This is a genomic window from Pseudarthrobacter cremeus (assembly GCF_051857465.1).
In the GTDB taxonomy this organism is placed as follows: Bacteria; Actinomycetota; Actinomycetes; order Actinomycetales; family Micrococcaceae; genus Arthrobacter.
In genome coordinates this window covers 197,558-216,212 of record NZ_JBPZHC010000001.1, presented here as the reverse complement: position 1 = coordinate 216,212, position 18,655 = coordinate 197,558, and the positions used below count along the sequence as shown (strand labels likewise).

Annotated in this window: 17 protein-coding genes; 9 read left to right on the top strand and 8 right to left on the bottom strand. The window is 65.1% G+C overall.

Going from position 1 to position 18,655, the window contains the following annotated elements; all coding sequences use genetic code 11:
• Positions 1-21 precede the first annotated feature (21 nt).
• The 6 genes from ACS5PJ_RS00895 to ACS5PJ_RS00870 all read right to left on the bottom strand — a co-directional run bounded on the left by ACS5PJ_RS00895 (position 22) and on the right by ACS5PJ_RS00870 (position 5,241).
• Positions 22-354: a metal-sulfur cluster assembly factor gene (locus tag ACS5PJ_RS00895; RefSeq protein WP_439433057.1), complete on the bottom strand. Its 333-nt coding sequence runs from the start codon at positions 352-354 to the stop codon at positions 22-24.
• A gap of 12 nt (positions 355-366) precedes the next feature.
• Positions 367-1,155, bottom strand: a complete 789-nt coding sequence (gene sufC / locus ACS5PJ_RS00890; protein WP_439433056.1) for a Fe-S cluster assembly ATPase SufC — start codon at positions 1,153-1,155, stop codon at positions 367-369.
• 115 nt (positions 1,156-1,270) lie between these two features.
• On the bottom strand, positions 1,271-1,630 hold the full coding sequence (locus tag ACS5PJ_RS00885) for a non-heme iron oxygenase ferredoxin subunit (protein WP_439433055.1): 360 nt from the start codon (positions 1,628-1,630) through the stop codon (positions 1,271-1,273).
• Between the two features lie 16 nt (positions 1,631-1,646).
• The gene (gene sufD / locus ACS5PJ_RS00880; RefSeq protein WP_439433054.1) at positions 1,647-2,933 is read right to left on the bottom strand and encodes a Fe-S cluster assembly protein SufD; all 1,287 of its coding nucleotides are present in this window, start codon (positions 2,931-2,933) and stop codon (positions 1,647-1,649) included.
• Positions 2,934-2,935: 2 nt separating this feature from the next.
• Positions 2,936-4,399, bottom strand: coding sequence for a Fe-S cluster assembly protein SufB (gene sufB / locus ACS5PJ_RS00875; protein ID WP_108599660.1), 1,464 nt, complete (start codon positions 4,397-4,399; stop codon positions 2,936-2,938).
• A complete protein-coding gene (locus ACS5PJ_RS00870; protein ID WP_439433053.1) occupies positions 4,399-5,241 on the bottom strand; it encodes a helix-turn-helix transcriptional regulator in 843 nt (280 codons plus the stop codon). Before ACS5PJ_RS00870 ends, sufB begins: the two co-directional genes overlap by 1 nt.
• Positions 5,242-5,345: 104 nt before the next feature.
• On the opposite strand from ACS5PJ_RS00870, the gene ACS5PJ_RS00865 reads away from it, so the two are divergent.
• From ACS5PJ_RS00865 to ACS5PJ_RS00855, 3 genes are read left to right on the top strand one after another with little or no spacing between them, the layout of a single operon-like run.
• Positions 5,346-6,314 carry an ABC transporter ATP-binding protein gene (locus ACS5PJ_RS00865; protein WP_439433052.1) on the top strand — a complete coding sequence of 323 codons (969 nt, stop codon included), beginning with the start codon at positions 5,346-5,348 and terminating at the stop codon, positions 6,312-6,314.
• A gap of 44 nt (positions 6,315-6,358) precedes the next feature.
• Positions 6,359-7,111 carry an ABC transporter permease gene (locus tag ACS5PJ_RS00860; RefSeq protein WP_439433545.1) on the top strand — a complete coding sequence of 251 codons (753 nt, stop codon included), beginning with the start codon at positions 6,359-6,361 and terminating at the stop codon, positions 7,109-7,111.
• A gap of 7 nt (positions 7,112-7,118) precedes the next feature.
• Entirely contained in the window at positions 7,119-8,063 is a 945-nt protein-coding gene (locus ACS5PJ_RS00855) for a COX15/CtaA family protein (protein WP_439433051.1), read from the top strand.
• Positions 8,064-8,494: 431 nt separating this feature from the next.
• On the opposite strand, the gene ACS5PJ_RS00850 is transcribed toward ACS5PJ_RS00855, so the two are convergent.
• Entirely contained in the window at positions 8,495-9,454 is a 960-nt protein-coding gene (locus tag ACS5PJ_RS00850; protein WP_439433050.1) for a heme o synthase, read from the bottom strand.
• A 517-nt stretch (positions 9,455-9,971) separates the two neighbouring features.
• On the opposite strand from ACS5PJ_RS00850, the gene tkt reads away from it, so the two are divergent.
• From tkt to pgl, 6 genes are read left to right on the top strand one after another with little or no spacing between them, the layout of a single operon-like run.
• Positions 9,972-12,089 carry a transketolase gene (gene tkt, locus ACS5PJ_RS00845; protein ID WP_439433544.1) on the top strand — a complete coding sequence of 706 codons (2,118 nt, stop codon included), beginning with the start codon at positions 9,972-9,974 and terminating at the stop codon, positions 12,087-12,089.
• Positions 12,090-12,112: 23 nt separating this feature from the next.
• Positions 12,113-13,228 (top strand): transaldolase, encoded by a 1,116-nt coding sequence (tal, locus tag ACS5PJ_RS00840; protein ID WP_439433049.1) that lies wholly within the window; start codon positions 12,113-12,115, stop codon positions 13,226-13,228.
• 6 nt (positions 13,229-13,234) lie between these two features.
• Positions 13,235-14,869 carry a glucose-6-phosphate isomerase gene (locus ACS5PJ_RS00835; protein ID WP_439433048.1) on the top strand — a complete coding sequence of 545 codons (1,635 nt, stop codon included), beginning with the start codon at positions 13,235-13,237 and terminating at the stop codon, positions 14,867-14,869.
• A 15-nt stretch (positions 14,870-14,884) separates the two neighbouring features.
• Positions 14,885-16,450, top strand: coding sequence for a glucose-6-phosphate dehydrogenase (gene zwf, locus ACS5PJ_RS00830; RefSeq protein WP_439433047.1), 1,566 nt, complete (start codon positions 14,885-14,887; stop codon positions 16,448-16,450).
• Positions 16,447-17,388: a glucose-6-phosphate dehydrogenase assembly protein OpcA gene (locus tag ACS5PJ_RS00825; RefSeq protein ID WP_439433046.1), complete on the top strand. Its 942-nt coding sequence runs from the start codon at positions 16,447-16,449 to the stop codon at positions 17,386-17,388. The genes zwf and ACS5PJ_RS00825 overlap by 4 nt, the downstream gene beginning before the upstream one ends.
• A complete protein-coding gene (gene pgl, locus ACS5PJ_RS00820) occupies positions 17,378-18,196 on the top strand; it encodes a 6-phosphogluconolactonase (RefSeq protein WP_439433045.1) in 819 nt (272 codons plus the stop codon). Before ACS5PJ_RS00825 ends, pgl begins: the two co-directional genes overlap by 11 nt.
• Here the strand turns inward: pgl and ACS5PJ_RS00815 are convergent.
• Complete coding sequence (locus tag ACS5PJ_RS00815) at positions 18,149-18,544, bottom strand: RNA polymerase-binding protein RbpA (protein ID WP_439433044.1); 396 nt, start codon at positions 18,542-18,544, stop codon at positions 18,149-18,151. The genes pgl and ACS5PJ_RS00815 overlap by 48 nt on opposite strands.
• Positions 18,545-18,655 lie beyond the last annotated feature (111 nt).

The window sequence follows — 18,655 nt, the reverse complement described above, 5'->3', positions numbered from 1 at the left end:
TGGATTTCCGGAGGCCGGGAATCAGATGTTGAAGCCGAGGGCCCGCATCTGGTCCTTGCCGTCGTCGGTGATCCGCTCCGGACCCCACGGCGGCATCCATACCCAGTTCAGGCGCCAGTCATCCACAACGCCATCCAGGGCCTTGCCTACCTGCTCCTCGATGACATCGGTGAGCGGGCAGGCGGCCGTGGTGAGCGTCATGTCGATCAGCAGGGCGCCGTCGTCGTCCGAGTACTTCAGGCCGTACAGGAGCCCCAGGTCGACGATGTTCACGCCGAGTTCGGGGTCGATGACGTCCTTCAGTGCCTCTTCGACATCCTCGAGGCCCGTGCGGGCCGCTTTGATTTCGGTCATGGCAAGTCCTTACTAGGCCTGTGCGGCGGCGGCGATGGTGGCTGCGCCGGCGCCGGAGGCGTAACGGTCGTAGCCTTCTTCTTCGAGGCGGTCCGCGAGCTCCGGGCCGCCTTCTTCAACAACCTGGCCGTCAACGAAGACGTGGACGAAGTCAGGCTTGATGTAGCGCAGGATGCGGGTGTAGTGCGTGATGAGCAGCGTGCCCATCTTGCCGGTCTCGTGGGCGCGGTTCACGCCTTCGGAGACAACCTTCAGTGCGTCAACGTCCAGGCCTGAATCGGTCTCGTCCAGGATGGCGAACTTCGGCTTGAAGAGTTCCAGCTGGAGGATTTCCACCCGCTTCTTCTCGCCGCCGGAGAAGCCTTCGTTGACGTTGCGCTGGGCGAAGTCGGCGTCGATGCGCAGCTGGGCCATGGCGTCCTTGACTTCCTTGGTCCAGGTGCGCAGCTTGGGTGCTTCGCCGTCGATGGCGGTCTTGGCGGTCCGCAGGAAGTTGGTCATGGAAACGCCCGGAACCTCCACGGGGTACTGCATGGCCAGGAAGACTCCGGCCCGGGCGCGCTCGTCCACGCTCATTGCGAGGACATCCTCGCCGTCAAGGGTGATGGTTCCGTTGGTGACCTTGTAGCGCGGGTGGCCGGCGATCGTGGATGCCAGGGTGGACTTGCCCGAACCGTTGGGGCCCATGATGGCGTGGGTCTGACCGGTTTTGATGGTCAGGCTGACGCCCTTCAGGATCTCCTTGGTGCCCTGCTCCGTGTCAATGCTGACGTGCAGGTCCTTGATCTCAAGAGTAGACATAGGTCTTGTTCTCCTCTGCACCGTGCCCTCCGGCTGCGGTGCGGTCTGTATCTGGAAGTTTTGGTTCTGTTGCTTTGTGCCGCGTTGTTCTCCGGCTGGCGCCGGGCTGATGCTGCTAGCTGAAGTTCGGGGCTTCGGCTCCGTTGAGCACGTTCGTGAAATCCACGTAGACCTCGTCACCGAGGATTTCGACGGCGAACACCGGAACGGGATCATAGGCCGGAAGCTGGAGCGGCTCACCGCTGCGCAGGTCGAACTGGGAGCCATGGCCCCAGCATTCGATCATGCATCCTTCAACTTCGCCCTCGGAGAGTGAGATGTCCGCGTGCGAGCAGGTGTCCCCGATGGCGTGGATTTCTCCCATGGAATCCTTGACGATGGCTACGGGGTAGTCATCGATCAGGATCCGCAGCGCCTGCTTGAGCTGGATTTCATCCGTCTTGCAGACAAATTCGCCCTTTGGCTGGTCAGTCATCTGTTTCCCGTGCCGTCTAGTTGTTCGTCACAGCGAGTTCGCGCTCAACAGCGTCGGTCAACCGCTCTTCGAGGGCGGGAACCTTGATCTGCTGGATGATCTCGTGCAGGAAGCCGCGGACCACCAGACGGCGGGCAACGTCCTCCGGAATACCGCGGGCCATCAGGTAGAACAGGTGCTGGTCGTCCAGGCGGCCGGTGGCGCTGGCGTGGCCGGCACCCTTGATGAGGCCGGTTTCGATCTCCAGGTTCGGCACGGAGTCCGCGCGGGCGCCGTCGGTGAGCAGCAGGTTGCGGTTGGCCTCGTAGCTGTCAGTGCCTTCGGCTTCCTTGCGGATCAGGACGTCACCCACCCACACGGCGTGGGCATTGCGGCCCTGCAGTGCGCCCTTGTACAGGACGTTGGAGGTGCAGTTGGCGACAGCGTGGTCAACGAACAGGCGCTGTTCCAGGTGCTGGCCGGCGTCGGCGAAGTACAGGCCGAACATTTCCGCTTCGCCGCCCGGGGCCGTGAAACGTGCCGACGGCGTGACGCGGACGAGGTCCCCGCCAAGGCTGACCACCACGTGCTTGAGCTTGGCGTCGCGGCCGATCTTTGCCTGCTGGGAAGAGGCATGAACGGCGTCGTCGTTCCATTCCTGGAGGGAGACGACCGTCAGGTCGGCACCGTCTTCGACAACGATTTCAATGTTTTCCGAAACAACAGCCGAGCCCTGGTGGTCAAGAACCACCACGGACCTGGAGAACTTCTGCGCCACAATCACCAGGTGCTGGGCAGCTGCCACAGTGTCCTGGCCGGTGATGAGCACCGTGATCTCGGTCCCGGCTTCAAACTCGGCCGGGATGGTGAGGATGGTGGCTTCGCTGAAGTTTTCCCAGGCATTGGCGGACACGCGGTCCTCCGGGATGCCTGCAGAGCCGATGCGCTTGTCGTCGCGGGACACGGTCTCCACGGTGACCTGCTCGGGGCCGCTGACGGTGACGGACGGGGCCGCACCGTTCAGGACCTCGGTGTGCAGGCCCCGGAGGCGCTTGAGCGGGGTAAACCGCCAGTCCTCCTCGAGCCCGGTCAGGGGCTTGAAGTCCGCCAGCTTGTAAGAGGTCAGGCGGCCTGCGCGTGAGCTGTCCGGAACGCCGACGCCGCCCCCGTGCGAATGGCGCTTGACCGCTTCGCCGGCCAGGGGCGCCTTGGAAGCTGCCGCGTTGATCGGAGACAGGCTTTCGCCTTCTTCGGTGAAGCCGTTAATGAACGGCTGGGCTGAGGGGGCGCCGATGCGGGCCTTTTCAGTAGTGATTTCAGTCATCGTTATCCGACGGACCCTTCCATCTGCAGTTCAATCAGGCGGTTCAGCTCAAGTGCGTACTCCATGGGGAGTTCGCGGGCGATCGGCTCGATGAAGCCGCGGACGATCATCGCCATGGCCTCGTCTTCGCGCATGCCGCGGGACATCAGGTAGAAGAGCTGCTCTTCGCTGACCCGTGAAACGGTTGCTTCGTGACCCATGACCACGTCATCCTCGCGGATGTCGATGTACGGGTAGGTGTCCGAACGGCTGATGGTGTCCACCAGGAGCGCGTCACAGCGGACGGTGTTGGCCGAGTGCTTGGCGCCTTCGCGGACCTGGACCAGGCCGCGGTAGGCCGCACGTCCGCCGCCGCGGGCAACTGACTTCGAAATGATGGAGCTCTTGGTGTTCGGAGCGATGTGGACCATCTTCGAACCGGTGTCCTGGTGCTGGCCGGCGCCGGCGAAGGCGATGGACAGGGTCTCGCCCTTGGCGTGCTCGCCCACCAGGTACACAGCCGGGTACTTCATGGTGACCTTGGAGCCGATGTTGCCGTCAACCCACTCCATGGTGGCGCCCTCTTCGCAGATGGCACGCTTGGTCACCAGGTTGTACACGTTGGTGGACCAGTTCTGGATGGTGGTGTAGCGGACGCGGGCGCCCTTTTTGACGATGATCTCCACCACGGCGGAGTGCAGCGAGTCAGAGGTGTAGATCGGAGCGGTGCAGCCCTCGATGTAGTGGACGTAGGAGTCCTCATCGGCAATGATCAGGGTCCGCTCGAACTGGCCCATGTTTTCGGTGTTGATGCGGAAGTATGCCTGCAGCGGGATGTCCACGTGGACGCCCTTGGGGACGTAAACGAAGGATCCGCCGGACCACACGGCAGTATTCAGCGAGGCGAACTTGTTGTCGCCCACGGGAATGACGGTGCCGAAGTATTCCTGGAAGATCTCCGGGTGCTCGCGCAGCGCGGTGTCGGTGTCCAGGAAGATGACGCCCTGCTGTTCGAGGTCCTCGCGGATCTGGTGGTACACCACCTCGGACTCGTACTGTGCTGCCACACCGGATACCAGGCGGCTGCGCTCAGCTTCCGGAATGCCCAGTTTCTCGTAGGTGTTCCGGATGTCCTCGGGCAGGTCTTCCCACGTGGCGGCCTGCTTCTCCGTGGAGCGCACAAAGTACTTGATGTTGTCGAAGTCAATGCCCGAGAGGTCTGCGCCCCAGGTGGGCATGGGCTTGCGGTCGAAGTACTTCAGCCCCTTCAGGCGAAGGTCGAGCATCCATTCGGGCTCGCTCTTTTTGTCCGAGATGTCCCGGACCACTTCGTCGTTGATGCCGCGGCGGGCGTTCGCGCCGACGTCGTTCTTGTCGGACCAGCCGTACTCGTACGTGCCGATGCCATGGAGCTCAGGATTCTTTTCCAGAATCTCGGAGATCACAGTGTCTTCGGCTACCGCTTTCTCTGATAGTTGGTCCGTCATCACGGCCTTTCTTGCTGATGGTTGTTTACTTCAACCAGGCTGGCGGTGGCGGTCCGGGGGAGGTTTGATCCTCCGGCGGCCAGCCGGCCTGTGGGTATATGGGTGGTGCAGACGTGTCCGCCGCGTGCCAGTGTGGACAGGCGGCGCACATCAACGCCCACGAGCCTCGAGAACACTTCGGTCTCGACGTCGCAGAAGACGGGGAACTGGGCGGCGAGCTGCTGGATGGGGCAGTGCCCCTGGCAGAGCTGGACGCTGGAGAGGGCTGCCGGCAGCGGGGCCTTGGCCTGGATCTCTGCGGCTGAGGCAACAAAGCCGTCCCGGGTCAGTGCCTCGGAGAGGGCACGGGCCCTGGCGGTGATGTCGGTGCCGGCCTGGTCGATCTCCGGTGCGTAGCGGGTTTCCATCTCGGAGAAACGGTCGACGGCGAACTGGCGGACCGCTTCGTCCCCCGCCACGGCCTGGAGCTGCTTGAGCGCCAGGCCGGCGATATCGAGGTAGTCGTTACCGAGGGATGATTGCCCCTGGGAGCTCAGGACATAACGGCGCGCAGGGCGGCCTGCTCCGGCTCCCGCCTTTGCCACCCGTTTGACTTCGATGACACCGCTGCGTGAGAGGTGGTCAAGGTGGCGGCGGACGGCGGCGGGCGTAAAGCCAAGCAGGTCGCCGAGTTCGGCTGCGCTGACCGGGCCGTGCTCCAGGACGGCACCGAGGACGCGGTCCCGGGTGCGCTCGTCTGCATCGGCCGCCGGCACGACGGCCATGTGACCGCGCTCAGCGGCGGCGCGTGGCGCCCCGTGCCCGGCAAAAGGCACAGCAGTAGCGTTGCTCATGGAATACACAACACAATCATGTCGTAATTTACTCCCCCCTTCCAGTAAGGCGAGGCTGACCTTGGCCAGGGGCGCCCGGCGACCGCCGCTACTACATCCCGTAGAATGCTGGGGTGCGATCCCCCGAATCCCCGGTTCTGACCATCAGCGGGTTAATTAAGGATGTTGGTCCGCTGGCCAGCCTGGACGGCAAGATGCTCCGGGTGGTGAGCGGCGTTTCCCTTGTTGCCGAACGCGGGCAGGTCACAGCCCTCCTTGGGGCCAACGGTGCCGGAAAAACCACCACCATTGAATGTGCCCAGGGCCTCCAGAAGCGTACGGGAGGAAGCATCTCCCTTCTGGGCCAGGATCCCGGCCAGGCGGGCGCCGGACTACGGGCGCGCGTCGGTGTGATGCTCCAGGATGGCGGCCTCCCGCCGTCGGCCCGTCCCATTCCGCTGCTGCGGCACGTCGCCGGGATGTACGCGAAGCCGCGTTCCGTGGATGATCTTGTCCAGCGGCTCGGCATTGAAGAATTCAGCAGGACCTCCGTGCGCCGGCTTTCGGGCGGGCAGAAGCAGCGGCTGGCTCTGGCGGCGGCTTTGATCGGGAATCCGGAGGTGCTCTTCCTCGATGAGCCGAGCGCAGGCCTGGACCCCCAGTCCCGCCAACTTGTCTTTGACCTGATTGGCGAACTGCGCAACGCCGGGATGGGAATCATCCTGACAACCCATCTCATGGACGACGCCCAGCGGCTGGCAGACTACGTTTACATCATCGACTCCGGCAGGAACGTCGCGGAGGGCACCGTTCCCCAGTTGCTCCAGCGGGACCCGGTGGTTGAAGACGGGATGGAGCATGTCCGCACCCTTGTCTTCGAGGCTCCCGCGGGGCTGGAACTCGCCGGAGTACTCCCGGCAAACATCACAATTACCGAGACACGGGCAGGCAGTTATGTTGCCTCCGGTCCCCTGACGCCGCTGGACCTGTCCGCATTGGCTGCCTGGTGGGCCGCCCATGACATCATGCCCGGCTCGCTGAGCCTGCAGGCCCGCAGCCTGGAGGACGTCTTCCTCGACGTTTCGGGAAAGGACAACCGATGACCAAGGCACCGCACCCGGCGTCGGCCGGCACTTCCGCGTCCGGGATGCCCACGGCCCAGGCGCCGGCTTCCCTTGCACGGCGCATACTGCTGCAGGGACGATACGAGTCCCTGGCGATGCTCCGGAACGGCGAGCAGCTGATTCTCGCCGTCATCCTCCCGCTCCTCGCCCTCGTTGGCCTGACGGTCACTCCCTTCCTGGACGGCCTCGGGGCAAGCCGCATCAATGTGGCTGTGCCTGGCATCCTGGCCTTGTGCGCGATGTCCACTGCGTTCACCGGGCAAGGGATCGCCACGGGCTTTGACCGGCGCTACGGCGTTCTCCGCTTCCTGTCCACCACTCCCCTGGGCCGCGCGGGCCTCATAGCCGGCAAGGTATTGGCGGTTCTGGTTGTCCTCTGCCTGCAGGTGGTGGTGGTGACCCTGGTGGCGCTGCCCCTGGGTTGGCAGCCGCCCGCCGCCGGCTGGCTCCCGGGATTGTCCCTGCTGGTCCTTGGCGCTGCCGCCTTCACAGCCTTGGGATTGCTGGTGGCCGGCACGGTCCGACCCGAAGCAACCCTCGCCATCACCAACCTGCTGTGGATCCTGCTCGGCGCGTTGGGCGGCATCGTCATCCCGGCAGAACGCCTGCCGGGCCTCGCGCAGGGAATCGTGCACTATCTGCCTTCCGGCGCACTCGGCGCGTCCTTGCGCGGGGCCTTCCTGTTCGGCACCGTAGATGTGGGTGCCGCCTTTATCCTGCTGGCCTGGACAGTTCTTGCCGGTGCAGCAGCCATCCGTTGGTTCAAGTGGAATTGAGATATCCGTGAGCACGGCTTCACGCCTTCCCCAGATCCCAGGCAGCCTCATCGCGAGGCTTCCCCGCACTGTTGACGCCCGGGTCCGCCGCCTTGCGGTGGCGTCCCTCATTGGCCAGACGCTGCTGGTCGTTACCGGTGGCGCTGTCCGGCTGACATCGTCCGGCCTTGGTTGCCCCACCTGGCCGCGCTGTACCGACGGCTCTCTGGTGAACACGCCTGAAATGGGGATCCACGGGTTCATCGAATTCGGTAACCGACTTCTGACCTTCGCGCTGGCCGCCGTCGCCGTGCTGATGCTCGCCTACCTGTGGAACCTGAGGAAGGAACGCAGGGACCTCTTCCTGCTGGCACTGGGGCTGCTGGCCAGCATCCCGGCCCAGGCCGTCATCGGCGGGATCACCGTCCTCACCAACCTCAATCCCTGGGTGGTTGGACTGCACTTCCTGGTATCCATGGCGCTGGTGGTCATTGCCACCCTCCTGGTCAACCGGGCTTTCGGCAGGACCGGCCGCTTCGCAACCCTCCGCCTCCCGGCACTGCCGTCCGTCCTGCGACCGGTGGCGGCCGCCGTCGCGCTGTTCTCCACAGTGGCTGTAATGCTCGGAGTGGTGGTCACCGGCGCTGGCCCGCACGCCGGTGATGCTGATGCGCCCCGCAATGACCTTGACTGGGACCTGTTCTCGCACATCCATGCCGTGCCTGCCTACCTGATCACGGCCGGAACGCTGTTCGCGCTGGTCGTTGTTTTCAGCGGCAGGATCTCCGGACCGTTCCGGACAGCTGCCCTGCTCCTCATGGCGGTTACGTTGCTGCAAGGCGTTATCGGCTTCACGCAGTACTACAACGGCATCCCCGCGTTGTTGGTGGGCGCGCACATGCTTGGCGCGGCACTGCTGATGAGCGCAGCGACAAACGCCGCCGACGTCGCGCGTTCCAGCCCGCAGAAGTAGTCCCGCCCCTAAGCAACCGGCGCTGACGTGCCGTATGCCCAGGCGCCCCGGTTCACGACGAACCGGGGCGCCTTCTTTGCCGACGCTCTGGCACATCCTGCAACGCTTCTTGCGACGCTCTGGCAGATCCTGCCGCCTATTGGGCGACGCTCTTGCACCTGGCGGACCGGCTGCCGGGAACAGCCGGCACCTACACCTGCAAACAGAAAGCCCGCCTGCACTCAAAGTGCAGGAGGGTTTCCGGATTCCCGACAGGAAGTGCAAGAGGGTTTCCGGATTCCCGACAGGAAGTGCAAGAGGGTTTCCGGATTCCCGACAGGAAGTGCAAGAGGGTTTCCGGATTACCGACAGGAAGTGCAAGAGGGTTTCCGGATTTCCGACAGGTGGTGCAAGAGCGTTGGGGAAAAACCTGCAGGAAGTGCCAGAGCGACCTAGCCGATGATGGCTGAGCCGACGAACGGGTCCACCGCGAGGGCGATGAACAGCAGGGTCAGGTAGCTGATGGAGCCGTGGAAGACCTTCATGGCTCCCTTGTCCTGGATGTCCTCGCGCTGTGCCCTGTTGTGCAGGCCATGCGATTCGTACAGGAACCATGCTCCGGCGAGGACCGCTGTGACCGTATACACCCAGCCCGCACCGCCGGCAGGGATCATCAGCAGCGAGCAGGCCACCATGGCCCACGCGTAGAGGACAACCTGGACCGAAACCACCTTGGCCCCGGCTATGGCGCCGAGCATGGGGACGTTGGCCTTGCGGTAGTCCTCGCCGTAGCGCATGGACAGGGGCCAGTAGTGCGGGGGCGTCCACAGGAAGATGACCATGAACAGGATGACCGCAGGCCATTCAACGGTGTTGGTGACCGCGGCCCACGCAATCAGCACCGGGAAGCAGCCCGCGGCCCCGCCCCACACAATGTTCTGCGCCGTGCGGCGCTTGAGGATGATCGAGTAGATGACCACGTAGAAGAAGATGGCACCGAATCCGAGCCACGCGGACAGCGGATTGGCGCCGAACCAGAGGATGACGATGGCGGCCGCGCCCAGCAGCCACGAGAAGATCAGGGCCTCACGCGGTGTCACCTCGCCGGTGACGAGGGGACGCTTCTCGGTGCGGTGCATCAGTTTGTCGATGTCGCGGTCTATGTAGCAGTTGAAGGCGCCGGCGCTGCCCGCCGCGAATGCGCCGCCCACCAGCGTGGCAAGGATCAGCCCGATGGAGGGGAATCCCCGCTCCGCATAGATCATGGTGGGCAGGGTACTGACCAGCAGCAGCTCGATGACCCGGGGCTTGGTGAGGGCGAGATACGCCTTTGCCTTGCGGGCAATCCCGGCTCCCCCGCCGGTGCGGGAAGCGTTAAGCGGCGTATCAGTTGTGCTCACGGTGGCAGTCACCCGTTCTGGTTGGTAATTCTCTGTCTGGCTACAGCTGTCTGGTGCAGGCGCTATGCCAGGCATTTCACGGATTCACCATGGCCGGGTTCGCGCAGCGGCCGGATGTCTCCGAAAGTCCTCGCGGACGTTCGGTTTCCGGCCCAAGCCTTCGAATATCATACCGTGCCGGGTTCACCGCCACGGGCGCCTGATAGGCCCAGATGATTGCTCGAACGCTGATTCGAGCAGATTAACTCAACCTCACGGAATGCTTATTCACATAAGGGGAAATTGCGTCCACTACGTGAGATTTGCGCTGACCGGAGAGTGGAATCGAGCTAAGCTGTCACCAGATCAGCACACAGCGGGGAATGCATAGGAAAACGCATTCCCGACGCCGGTGCCTGAGTGATAGATCAAACGTTTCGATGGTGAACGGCTGGTACACACCGCAGCGGGCACCACAGCGTGCCCCGGGACCGGATCCCGTGTACAGCCCACCGTCAGCACAGAGAGGGGCCCGGTTTTCGTGCCACATTTGGAAGAGCAAGAACTGTCATGGACCAGCTTGGACCAGCGCGCGGTGGACACCATCCGCGTTCTGGCCGCAGACGCCGTGGAGAAGGTCGGTAACGGCCACCCCGGAACGGCCATGAGTCTGGCCCCGGCTGCATACCTTCTCTTCCAGAAGCTCATGCGGCACGATCCGCGTAACCCGGACTGGCTGGGCCGCGACCGTTTCGTCCTGTCTCCGGGCCACACATCGCTGACCCTTTACATCCAGCTGTTCCTCTCCGGCTACGGCCTGGAACTGAAGGACCTTGAGGCGCTCCGCACCTGGAATTCCCTGACTCCGGGCCACCCGGAATACAAGCACACCGCCGGCGTGGAGATCACCACCGGCCCGCTGGGCCAGGGCCTGGCGTCCTCGGTCGGTTTCGCGTACTCCCAGCGCCGCATGCGCGGCCTGTTCGACGCCGATGCTGCCGCCGGTGAGAGCCCGTTCGACCACACCATCTGGGTTATTGCCTCCGACGGCGACCTCCAGGAGGGTGTCACGGCCGAGGCTTCGTCGCTGGCCGGCCACCAGGAACTGGGCAACCTCGTGGTGATCTACGACGAGAACCACATTTCCATCGAGGACGACACCGACATCTCCTTCACCGAAGATGTCCTCAAGCGCTACGAGGCCTACGGCTGGCACACCCAGCGCGTGGACTGGACCAAGACCGGCGAATACAAGGAAGACGTCCAGGAGCTGTACTCCGCCCTGGTCGCGGCCAAGGCCGAGACCTCGAAGCCCTCCATCGTGTCGCTGCGCACCATCATCGGCTACCCGGCTCCGAAGAAGCAGAACACCGGCAAGATCCACGGCTCCGCCCTGGGCGCTGAAGAGGTTGCAGCGCTCAAGGAGGTCCTCGGTTTCGATCCGGCCAAGTCCTTCGACGTCGACCAGGAAGTCCTGGCCCACGCTCGCTCGGTCGTGGACCGCGGCGCCGCCGCCCACAAGGAATGGGAAGAGTCCTTCAACGCCTGGCAGGCAGCCAACCCGGAAGGCGCCTCCCTCCTGGAGCGCGTCGAGTCCAAGGAACTGCCCGAGGGAGTGGACGCCGCCCTTCCGGTCTTCCCGGCCGGCAAGGACGTCTCCACCCGCGCCGCCTCCGGCAAGGTCCTGAACGCCCTCGGCCCGGTCATGCCCGAACTCTGGGGCGGTTCAGCGGACCTCGCCGAGTCCAACAACACCACCATTGAGGGCTCGCCGTCGTTCGTTCCTGCCTCCAAGCAGACCGACGCATGGTCCGGCAACCCCTACGGCCGCGTCCTGCACTTCGGCATCCGCGAGCACGCTGCGGCGTCGATCGTGAACGGCATCTCCCTGCACGGACGCACCCGCGCGTTCTCCGGCACGTTCCTGATCTTCAGTGACTACCAGCGGCCTGCCATCCGCCTCGGCGCGCTCATGGGTGTCCCGTCGCTCTACGTGTGGACGCACGACTCCATCGGCCTCGGTGAAGACGGCCCCACCCACCAGCCGGTGGAACAGCTCGCATCCCTGCGCGCCATCGTGGGCCTGGACGTTGTCCGGCCCGGCGATGCAAACGAGGTTGCTGCAGCATGGAAGACCATGCTGGAGAACCACGGGAACCCGGCAGGCATTGTGCTCACCCGCCAGAACATCCCCACTTATGCCCGTGGTGAGGGAACGGCCGACGGCGATACGTTCGGTTCAGTTGCCGGTGTTGCCAAGGGCGGCTACGTCCTGGCCGAAGCCGCCAAGGACGGTGCCACGGTACCGGCCGATGTCATCCTGATCGGCACCGGTTCGGAGGTCCAGCTGGCCGTCAAGGCCCGCGAAGCCCTCCAGGCTGAAGGCATCGCCGCCCGCGTTGTTTCGATGCCCTGTGTTGAGTGGTTCAACAAGCAGGACGCCGCCTACCGCGAATCCGTCCTCCCGGCTGCCGTCAAGGCCCGGGTATCGGTCGAAGCCGGGCTGGCCCTCGGCTGGCGCGAGTTCGTCGGCGATGCCGGCCGTTCCATCAGCCTCGAGCACTACGGCGCTTCCGCCGACTACAAGCGCCTTTTTCAGGAGTTCGGCATCACCGCGGAGGCCGTTGCCGCCGCTGCCAAGGACTCCCTCGCTGGCCTGCAGGCCTGAAACAAATTTTAGGAGATACAAAAATGACTACGCCTACTCAGCAGCTTTCCGACGCCGGAGTTTCCATCTGGCTGGATGACCTTTCCCGCAGCCGCCTCGAGACCGGGACCCTGCGCAAGCTCATCGAAGAGAAGAACGTTGTTGGTGTCACCACCAACCCGTCCATCTTCCACGCCGCCATCACGGCAGGCACGGACTACGACGCCACCATCGCCGCGCAGGCCGCTGCCGGCGCCAGCGTCGAAGACACCATCTTCGAAATCACCACCACCGACGTGGCCGACGCCTGCGACCTCTTCGCACCGGTCGCCGCCGCCACCAAGGGCGTTGACGGCCGTGTGTCCATTGAAGTTGACCCGCGCCTTGCCTGGGACACCGCCGGCACCATCGCCGAAGCGAAGCACCTCTACAAAAAGGTCAACAAGGACAACGTCCACATCAAGATCCCGGCAACCCTTGAAGGCCTGGAAGCGATCACCGCCACCCTGGCCGAGGGCATCAGCGTCAACGTGACCCTGATCTTCTCGCTGGAGCGCTACCGCGCCGTCATCAACGCGTTCCAGTCCGGCCTGGAGCAGGCCAAGGAGAACGGCCACGACCTCTCCAGGATCCACTCGGTAGCCTCGTTCTTCGTCTCCCGCGTCGACTCCGAAATCGACAAGCGCCTCGACGCCCTCGGCACTGACGAGGCCAAGGCACTCAAGGGCAAGGCCGGCGTCGCAAACGCCCGCCTGGCCTACCAGGTCTACGAAGAACTCTTTTCCACCGAGCGCTGGGCACTGCTGGCCGAGGCCGGCGCACTCCCCCAGCGCCCGCTGTGGGCATCGACCGGCGTCAAGGATCCGGCCTACCCGGACACCTTGTACGTCACGGAGCTCGTAGCCCCCGGGGTGGTCAACACCATGCCGGAGAAGACCCTGGACGCCACCTTCGATCACGGCGTGGTCACCGGCGACACCGTCACCGGCACGTATGCTGATGCGAACGCCACGCTCGACGCCCTCGAGAAGCTGGGCATTTCCTACAACGAGGTTGTTGCGCTCCTCGAATCCGAAGGCCTCGACAAGTTCGTGGCCAGCTGGAAGGAACTGCTGGCAGACGTCGAAGGTGCCCTCGCCGCCGCACGAAAGGCTTCCTAACCCCTCATGAGCACACTCAGCTACGACGCCACCGGTGCCGCACAGCAGGCACTCGAGCAGCACCTCCCCGCCTTGGTAGAGGACCGCGTTGCCACCCGGATCTTCGCCAAGGACCACACACTGTGGGGTCCCGACGCCGAAGCCGAGTCCGCAGTGCGCCTCGGCTGGGTTGAGGCGGCCACCGTCTCCCAGCCCCTGGTGGCGGACATCCTCGAACTGCGCGATGCCCTGCAGGCTGAAGGGGTCACCCGGATCGTGCTCTGCGGCATGGGCGGATCGTCCCTCGCTCCCGAGGTCATCGCCGGTACCGCTGGCGTCGAGCTGACTGTTCTGGACAGCACGGACCCCGACCAGGTCCGTGTTGCCCTTGCGGACCGGCTGGGTGAGACCGCCATTGTGGTCTCCTCCAAGTCCGGTTCCACCCTGGAAACCGACTCCCAGCGCAGGATCTTCGAGCACGCCTTCAACGAGGCTGGTCTCGATGCCAAGAGCCGGATCATCATTGTGACCGATCCGGGCTCGCCGTTGGATAAAGCCTCCCGCGAGGCCGGCTACAGGGCCGTCTTCAACGCGGACCCCAACGTGGGCGGCCGCTACTCGGCGCTCACCGCGTTCGGGCTGGTCCCCTCGGGCCTGGCCGGCGTGGACATCCAGGCTTTCCTGGATGAGGCCGAGGAAGCTGCCGAGATCCTGAACGAGGACGCCGCCGAGAACATCGGCCTGGCCCTTGGTACCGCGCTGGGTGGCACCACTCCGCTGCGGAACAAGATCGTCATCGCCGAGGACGGCTCCGGCATCGTGGGCTTCGCGGACTGGGCAGAACAGCTCATCGCCGAATCCACCGGCAAGCTCGGCACCGGCGTCCTGCCGGTGGTGGCCGGGCCCAACTCGCCGGAGGTCACCTCCGGTGCAGCCGACGTCCTGGTGGTGCGGCTGGTAGCCGCGGATGCCGACGTCGAACTCGGTGAGAACGAAGTGGCGATCGCCGGTGGCCTGGCCACGCAGATGATGGTGTGGGAATTCGCCACCGCCGTCGCGGGGCGCCTGCTGGGCATCAACCCGTTCGACCAGCCGGACGTGGAGGCTGCCAAGGTCGCTGCCCGCGGCCTCCTGGACGCACAGCCCGAACCCACGCCCGCCGCCTTCGTTGACGGCGCCATCGAGGTCCGGGGCGGGGGCTGGCTCCGCGGTGCGGCCACTGCGGAGGAAGCCGTTGGCGCCCTCCTCGGAACGCTCGACGACGACAGCTACCTCAGCGTCCAGGCCTACTTCGACCGGCTGGCGTTCGCGCAGCTGGAAGGCATCCGCGACGAACTCGCCGCCGTCAGCGGCCGCCCGGTCACCTTCGGCTGGGGTCCGCGGTTCCTGCACTCCACCGGACAGTTCCACAAGGGCGGCCCCGCCATCGGTGTCTTCCTCCAGGTCACCGCGGCTCCGGCCGAAGACCTGGCCATCCCGGACCGTCCGTTCACCTTCGGGGAACTGATCTCCGCGCAGGCCGCGGGCGACGCCCAGGTCCTGGCCGGTCACGGCCGCCCCGTCCTGCGCCTGCACCTCACTGACCGCGCCGCCGGCGTAGCACAGCTGCAGGACATCATTGCAGCGCTTGCCAGCAGGCCTGCCTCCGTCACTGAAAGCTAAGGCACAACAGCAACCATGCCAGAAACCGAATACGGCAACAGGTCCGCGCGTTCCAAATCAGGGCGCAATCCGCTCCGGGATCCGCGTGACCGCCGTTTGAACCGGATTGCCGGTCCGTCCTCGTTGGTGCTCTTTGGAGTAACGGGTGATCTTGCCCGCAAGAAGCTTTTGCCGGCGGTGTATGACTTGGCGAACCGGGGTTTGCTGCCGCCGAGTTTCGCGTTGGTGGGTTTTGGCCGGCGGGACTGGAGCGACGCTGATTTCGCCGCAGAGGTCAAGACGTCGGTGAAGGCTTACTCGCGGACCGCGTTTGATGAGGCGGTCTGGAACCAGCTCGCCGAGGGTATCCGGTTTGTGAAGGGCGGGTTCGATGACGACGACGCGTTCGAGCGTCTGGGCGAGGTGACCGAGGAACTCGATGAGACCCGCGGTACCCGCGGGAACCACGCGTTCTACCTCTCGATCCCGCCGAAGGCTTTTGAGCAGGTCTGCCGGCAGCTGTCCAAGCACGGCCTGGCGCAGGCTGACGGGGACAAGTGGCGGCGGGTGGTGATTGAGAAGCCGTTCGGGCATGACCTGGAATCGGCCCGGCAGCTGAATGACATTGTCGAGTCGGTGTTCCCGGCGGACGCGGTGTTCCGGATCGACCATTACCTCGGCAAAGAGACCGTGCAGAACATCCTGGCGCTGCGGTTCGCGAACCAGCTGTTTGAGCCGTTGTGGAACGCGAACTATGTGGACCATGTCCAGATCACCATGGCCGAGGACATCGGCACGGGTGGCCGGGCAGGGTATTACGACGGCGTGGGCGCGGCCCGCGATGTGATCCAGAACCACCTCTTGCAGCTGCTGGCCCTGACCGCGATGGAGGAGCCCATTTCCTTCAACGCGGATGACCTGCGTGCGGAAAAGGAAAAGGTCCTGGCAGCGGTCAAGCTCCCGGAGGACCTCTCCACCCACTCGGCGCGCGGGCAGTTCGCCGGCGGCTGGCAGGGCGGGGAACAGGTCCAGGGCTATCTCGAGGAAGAAGGCATTCCCGCCGATTCCACCACGGAGACGTTCGCCGCGATCCGGGTGGACATCAACACCCGCCGCTGGCACGGTGTGCCGTTCTACCTGCGCGCCGGCAAGCGCCTGGGCCGCCGGGTGACCGAGATCGCCGTGGTGTTCAAGCGCGCACCGAACCTGCTGTTCCGTGACCATGGCGAGGACGACTTCGGCCAGAACGCCGTGGTCATCCGGGTCCAGCCCGACGAGGGAGCCACCATCCGGTTCGGGTCCAAGGTCCCGGGCACGCAGATGGAAGTCCGGGACGTGACCATGGACTTCGGCTACGGGCACTCGTTCACCGAGTCCAGCCCCGAAGCCTACGAGCGTCTGATCCTGGACGTCCTGCTCGGTGAGCCGCCGCTGTTCCCGCGCCACGCCGAGGTGGAGCTGTCCTGGAAGATCCTTGACCCGTTTGAAGACTTCTGGGCTGAACAGAACGTTCAGCCCGAACCCTACGCTCCGGGCAGCTGGGGCCCCGCCTCGGCGGACGAGCTGCTGGCCCGCGACGGACGAACCTGGAGAAGGCCATGATTGTTGACCTGCCGGACACCACCACATCCAAGATCTCCAAAAAGATCATGGCCCTGCGCGACCAGGGCGGCGTGATCGCCCTGGGCCGGGTCCTGACCCTGGTCGTGGTCACCCGCTCCGGGCTCGAGGAAGAAGCCATCGAGGCCGCAAACGAGGCCAGCCGCGAGCACCCCTGCCGGATCATCGTCCTCGCTGACGCCGGTGCCAAGGCGCCGGACCGGCTCGACGCCCAGATCAGGGTCGGTGGGGACGCCGGCGCGTCCGAGGTCATCGTGCTGCGCGGCTACGGCGAACTCGCCCACGAAAGCGAATCCCTGGTCGCGGCGCTGCTGCTCCCGGACGCCCCGATCGTGGCCTGGTGGCCCCACGGGGCACCGGAGAACGCCTGCGAAACCTCCGTCGGCCGGATCGCGCACCGCCGGATCACCGATTCCGCGAACGAACCCGACCCGCAAAAAGCGCTGGAAAACATCCGGTCCACCTATAAGGCCGGCGACACCGACCTCGCCTGGACCCGGCTGACCAACTGGCGGATCCAGCTCGCAGCCGTCCTGGACCAGGTGGACCCTTCACCGGTGACCGCGGTCGCCGTCGAAGGCGCCTCCGACTCACCCTCGACGATCCTGCTCGCGGCCTGGCTGACCCTGGCCCTGGACGCGCCCGTGACCATCGTCGCGGACCCCGCCGGGACCGGTATCCGCCGCGTCAGGCTCTCCCGCCCCGGCGGCGACGTCCAACTCTTCCGCCCCGGACTCTCCGTCGCCGAACTCACCCAGCCCGGCCAGCCCGCCCAACGCATCTCCCTCCCCCGCCGCAGCCTCAAAGACTGCCTCGCCGAAGAACTCCGCCGCCTCGACCCCGACGAAGTCTTCGGGGAAGTGATTACTATTGGACTGCCACGTACCAATCTAAGGAGCGTCCGACCCAGTGAGCGTTGAGCCAAGAGTAAGCATCCATCCCGATTCGTCCGTTCTGATGGCCGCCATCGCGGCCCGCCTGATCACCAAGCTGGTGGATGTGCAGGACAAGTACGGTGAGGCCACGGTGGTGCTGACTGGCGGCACGGTAGGAATTGGCACGCTGAAGGCGGTCGCGGACTCCCCGGCCGCAGGCGCCGTGGACTGGTCCAAAGTGAACTTCTGGTGGGGTGACGAGCGGTTCGTCGCCGCAGAGGATCCCGACCGCAACACCAGGCAGGCATTTGATGCACTGCTGTCCCACATTCCCGTTGACCCTGCAAGGATCAACCAGCCCGGTTCCTCGGACGACTTCGGCAGCCCGGAAGAGGCCGCAGAGGACTATGCCCGCAGGCTCCAGGAGGCAGCACGGGCCGAACACGCATCCGACATGTCAGATGACCGGCCGGATGACCCGGGGGTTCTGCCGCGGCTGGATGTTGTCCTGCTCGGCGTTGGCCCGGATGCCCATGTTGCGTCGCTCTTTCCCGAACAGGCCGGGATCCGGGAGAAGGCCAAAATGGTGGTGGGCGTGCGCAACTCCCCCAAGCCGCCGCCGCAGCGCGTCTCCCTGACACTGCCGGCCATCAACACCGCCGCCGAGGTCTGGATGGTGGTGGCCGGCGAAGACAAGGCCGGGGCCGTGGGCCTTGCCCTGGCCGGAGCCAACCCTGTGCAGGTGCCGGCTGCCGGTCCGCGGGGTACGTCGCGCACGTTGTGGCTTATCGACGAAAACGCTGCCTCACGGGTCCCCCGGCAGCTCGTCCGGAAGGACGCGGCCGGCGCGTAGTTTTTCCAGCGCTCCGGCCAGGACCGCTTCGGCGTCCTGGTCGGAGCGCCGTTCTTTAACGTATTCCAGATGGCTTTTGAAACCTTCCTCCAGTGGCTCAAGCCCGGCGGCGTCCTTGCCTTCCCTGGATGCCTGGCAGCCGCATCGCCGGCAATCCCACACGGCCGGAATCTGTTCGTCCGGCAGGCGGAGAAATACCAGCTGGGTCTCATGCCCTTTCGCGCACCAAAAAGAAACCCGGATCCGCGGCAGTCTTTCGCCGGCTGCCGCTTCGGACTGGTTCTTGGGACCTGATCCTTCGGTGACACCCACCCGGGTGCCACGGAACGCTGACGCACTATGAACCATCGGGACTCCTGACTGCTTGGCACATTGCTGCTTACACGACATTGTGGTTAAACGACACTGTGGCTGTTGGGAGCCAACAGCCACAGTTTAGTTCGGAGATCCCGGCACCGG

What these genes read in the sequence shown, in the direction of transcription:
- ACS5PJ_RS00825 (WP_439433046.1), top strand. Translation starts at nt 16,447, where the DNA reads ATGATTGTTGACCTGCCGGACACCACCACATCCAAGATCTCCAAAAAG.
- sufD (WP_439433054.1), bottom strand. Translation starts at nt 2,933, where the DNA reads ATGACTGAAATCACTACTGAAAAGGCCCGCATCGGCGCCCCCTCAGCC.
- zwf (WP_439433047.1), top strand. Translation starts at nt 14,885, where the DNA reads ATGCCAGAAACCGAATACGGCAACAGGTCCGCGCGTTCCAAATCAGGG.
- tal (WP_439433049.1), top strand. Translation starts at nt 12,113, where the DNA reads ATGACTACGCCTACTCAGCAGCTTTCCGACGCCGGAGTTTCCATCTGG.
- ACS5PJ_RS00815 (WP_439433044.1), bottom strand. Translation starts at nt 18,544, where the DNA reads ATGGTTCATAGTGCGTCAGCGTTCCGTGGCACCCGGGTGGGTGTCACC.
- ACS5PJ_RS00895 (WP_439433057.1), bottom strand. Translation starts at nt 354, where the DNA reads ATGACCGAAATCAAAGCGGCCCGCACGGGCCTCGAGGATGTCGAAGAG.
- ACS5PJ_RS00835 (WP_439433048.1), top strand. Translation starts at nt 13,235, where the DNA reads ATGAGCACACTCAGCTACGACGCCACCGGTGCCGCACAGCAGGCACTC.
- sufB (WP_108599660.1), bottom strand. Translation starts at nt 4,399, where the DNA reads ATGACGGACCAACTATCAGAGAAAGCGGTAGCCGAAGACACTGTGATC.
- ACS5PJ_RS00885 (WP_439433055.1), bottom strand. Translation starts at nt 1,630, where the DNA reads ATGACTGACCAGCCAAAGGGCGAATTTGTCTGCAAGACGGATGAAATC.
- ACS5PJ_RS00860 (WP_439433545.1), top strand. Translation starts at nt 6,359, where the DNA reads ATGCCCACGGCCCAGGCGCCGGCTTCCCTTGCACGGCGCATACTGCTG.
- sufC (WP_439433056.1), bottom strand. Translation starts at nt 1,155, where the DNA reads ATGTCTACTCTTGAGATCAAGGACCTGCACGTCAGCATTGACACGGAG.